We start from the raw sequence: 3,683 nt of genomic DNA on the forward strand, positions 1-3,683 counted from the left end.
TTCTTTTGGATTTCCGTAATGTTCCCCAGCTCGTCATAGGTATAGGCCAGGGTATCATTCCCGTTTTGCACCGATTTAATGAGAGCGGTGGTGGAATTGGGCATCGCTCCGTCCAAGTACCCGTACCGGGTGACGAAGGGATTGGTGGTGTTCAGAGTGCGGGTCGATAGCATGGATTTAATAATATACAATGGGCAAATACCAATGTTGTCCGCGTTAGCATGGTCCAATGTGAATTCTTTAATAGCAAACCCAAATTTACTTTTATTTGTGTCAACATCAAAGGAAATGGAGGGCCTAGAAATCTAGGCCCTCCTTCTTGTGTCACTTTTCTAAACCAGCCTCATTTTGCTCTAATTGCCGAAAGATTTCCTGATCGTCTTCGGAGAAATCTTCTAGGGATTTGCTCTGTTTAACTTCACCTGTTTTTTCGTTTACCTTTGTATACCCCTTGTCTCCAATCGTATAGATATAAGAGTATTCCCCATACTTATGAATACCTGAATCAACTGCTCCCTCAATAGGAGTACGCTCGTAATCATGTAACACAAATGAGTTTTCACTAAATTCATCTTTCGTAAGGTAAAAACGATTGTCTCCAAAAGCATCAACGGTACCTTGTCCTATGAGGTATTTTGAACAGGATGTTAGACTTATGCTTATTACAAGTGCAGTACAAAATATCAATATTCTTTTCATAGTTAAGCAGGCTCCTTATACGAAAATGTTACACGCCATTTATAGGGGATGAGTGCTCCTGACTCTTGGAGAATAAAAGCATAATTATTAATATAAGCTGTTAAACCTGATTTTGCTATTACAGCAAAATCATATGTATCAAACACCATAACGTAAATACTCCAGAGGCCATTCTGACCTTTCCAACCGTTAACATTTATGATTGCTTTGTTAATGCTAAGAAACAAATCGGTAGTTGAATCAAAAGCAATTTTTGTTGAAGAAAAGTAGAATCTATCCCCCTCTGCGTTTATTTTGCATTGTTGAACAATATTGTCAAGCTCAGCGGAATTTATAATGTATCTTACTATTTCATTCTGTAATGATTGTGATGGTTCCAAGCCATACCCATATAAAGCATGAGTCATCATCAAACTGGTTAAAGGTAAGGAATGATACAAATTTGCTACAGCCATTCCCATTGTTAAGGCTGATCTCGTTTGATTTGCAACTGCCGGAATGGAATATAGATTCTTTAATACTTGTATTGTTTGATGAAGTTTGTCTGATCCATCTTCCACGGATAATGTTTGAAGGCCAGAAGTCACAGATAGCACGGCAGATGATGCCACATCCCAGATTCCCACAGAAGATTTTCCGTTGGCGTCGCTTCTGATAATCGGAGAATTCTCACAGTAAGAAAACATGTTTGTTCCAAGTACGCCGTTGCCAGTGTCTGTACTTGCATCCGCATTGATAAACCGGCAGGTTTGGGGATCGTAATACCTGGAATTGAGGTAGTAAAGCCCGGACTCGGTATCATAGTAATAGCCCCGGTAGCGGAAGGGGTTGAGGGTGCCTAGGGTGAGGCGCATTGAGCCAGAGATGGACATATCCTCGCCCCTGGCGTTGTACCTGTTTCTATCACCATATTCCCGTAGCTGTCCAGAATGCCCAATATATCCTTTTAGCGATTCTTGACTTTGGTTGTTTTGTTCTCAAGTTATAAGAAAACGGGCTATCTTTTACAGACAGCCCATTTTCAACTTAAAAGGTTTAAAAGTGTAAGCTTGTCCTTCCATCGTTCTCATCTGTGATATACTCGACTTCTTCAAAACCGTAATACTCAGCATTAAATTTAATCTTTTCAATTATTTTCCGATCTTTTGCATAAATTTCGACGTAGATAGTATCACAGATAAGGATTACTATTTGACAAGTACTATTTAAAAAATCTTGATAGGTTTCTAAATCTTTGTGATTCTCAAGAGAGAAATAACCTTGAATATTTGCGAAAATCACAAGATAAGAATTTGTATCAACGGTTTTTCTAAATTCCTGACCTTTTAATATATGTGTCTCAAATAGGTCTTTAAAATCTCCATTTCTAGACAATAAAATTTCGTCCTCATCTATTTTCCAAATATAGTCTTCTAACAAAATTCCCTCCAAAATCTTCGCTAACACAGAATCATATTGATTGGGAACTAGAAATGACATACCTCTCATTATTTCCTCCTATTTTATGCAATAACCATACCTGCACCAGCAGCAAAGGCTGAACCAAGAGGTCCAAGCAAAGGATCATCTGCCACCCCAATACCCGTGGCATCATTTCCGATTACCCAGATGATTCCTAATCCTGTTATTACCATAATTCCAACTCCGGCAGCAGGAAGGAGACTATCATACCAGTCACCTTCTTTGGGATGTTCAGGATCACTCCAATCCCAGTCATGTCTATGCGGTACCTTAGGATGCTTTTTTGAATTTCCATGATTTGTATGATGCTCGCTGGTAGTTGCTCTTCCATCAGGTCCAAACCAGGTTTCTTTTTTTAGATTCCCATTTTTATCATAATATTGTTTTGATGAATTAGGCGGTCCTATTAAGTCATCCTTAACGGATTGAAAAACAGGAGCTGGCGAAATTAATTGATAGATCCAAGTGGCTGAAAAAGGATGGCTTTCCGGCAATCCACTTACATATTGTATATCAATCGTATGATACTGATATTCTGGATTTTTTATTTTGTATAAAGCAGCCGCTCTTTCTGCATTATATCTCGTTTGATAATGATAGCCAGGATAATTTCCTGTAGAATCATCACAATTAACTGGATTGTTGTTACAATAAATAAATAAATTCAGTCCTCGAAATGCCATTCCAATTAGAATAGCATCTGCATTCAAGAACCTACTGATTTCGGGATCGTAATACCTAGAATTAAGATAGTAGAGCCCACTCTCGGTATCATAGTAATACCCACGATAGCGGAAGGGGTTGCGTTCGCCAAGGGTCTGCCACATGGAGCCGCCGCGGCCTACCTCCTGCCCCCAAGCGTTGTATAGATATTCTACCACCATATTCCCGCCGCTGTCCAGAATCCCAATAATATCCCCTTGCAGATTACGGAAATAATAATAGTTTTGTCCATTCCATCGAAGGCCAAACAGACATTCAGAATCGTCATATAGGAAGTCCAGCCGCTCATCCCCGGTGATCTGAGTGAGGATGGTAGACCCATTCAGATAGTATTCGGTCGTGACCCCGTTTACTACCTTCTTAGTGCGGATGCCGCTGTCGTTGTAGCGGTAGCTCGCCGTAGTCCCCGCCTTCGTGAACCCTGCCAGCTCCCGGCCATGCTGCCAGGTAAAGGCCATGCCGTCCCGGTAGGTCAGCGGATTGCCGATTTCATCGTAGGTAATCGTCTGCCCGTTAAAGCTCGTCAACTTGTCCTTCCAGTTGGCGTCTCCGTATCCATACACCGCGTCCTCAAAGCACACGTCGTCGTTTAAGTCGCATGAATACTTCCTGAGAATATTCCCTCCTGCGTCATACGTATACTCCGTGTAGTACATATTCTCAAAGTTTCGTTCCGACGTCAGCTGCCCTAACGAGTCATAGGTATACTGCTGCGTAACCTCCCCGTTCTTTTGGATTTCCGTAATGTTCCCCAGCTCGTCATAGGTATAGGCCAGGGTATCATTCCCGTTTTGCACCGA

Annotated in this window: 5 protein-coding genes; all 5 read right to left on the minus strand. The window is 41.2% G+C overall.

Annotated features, from left to right (window positions below):
* Positions 1–191 (minus strand): hypothetical protein (locus WMO26_RS13330; protein ID WP_349221124.1); only part of this gene is annotated, 191 nt, incomplete at its 3' end.
* 133 nt (positions 192–324) lie between these two features.
* A complete protein-coding gene (locus WMO26_RS13335; RefSeq protein ID WP_349221125.1) occupies positions 325–699 on the minus strand; it encodes a hypothetical protein in 375 nt (124 codons plus the stop codon).
* Positions 700–701: 2 nt separating this feature from the next.
* Positions 702–1,571 carry an RHS repeat-associated core domain-containing protein gene (locus tag WMO26_RS13340; protein WP_349221126.1) on the minus strand — a complete coding sequence of 290 codons (870 nt, stop codon included), beginning with the start codon at positions 1,569–1,571 and terminating at the stop codon, positions 702–704.
* 163 nt (positions 1,572–1,734) lie between these two features.
* Complete coding sequence (locus WMO26_RS13345) at positions 1,735–2,187, minus strand: DUF2691 family protein (RefSeq protein WP_349221127.1); 453 nt, start codon at positions 2,185–2,187, stop codon at positions 1,735–1,737.
* A gap of 14 nt (positions 2,188–2,201) precedes the next feature.
* The coding region (locus WMO26_RS13350) for an RHS repeat domain-containing protein (RefSeq protein ID WP_349221128.1) at positions 2,202–3,683 on the minus strand (1,482 nt) is incomplete at its 5' end.

Origin of the sequence: Solibaculum intestinale (assembly GCF_040096205.1) — a bacterium.
Classification (GTDB): domain Bacteria; phylum Bacillota; class Clostridia; order Oscillospirales; family Acutalibacteraceae; genus Solibaculum_A; species Solibaculum_A intestinale.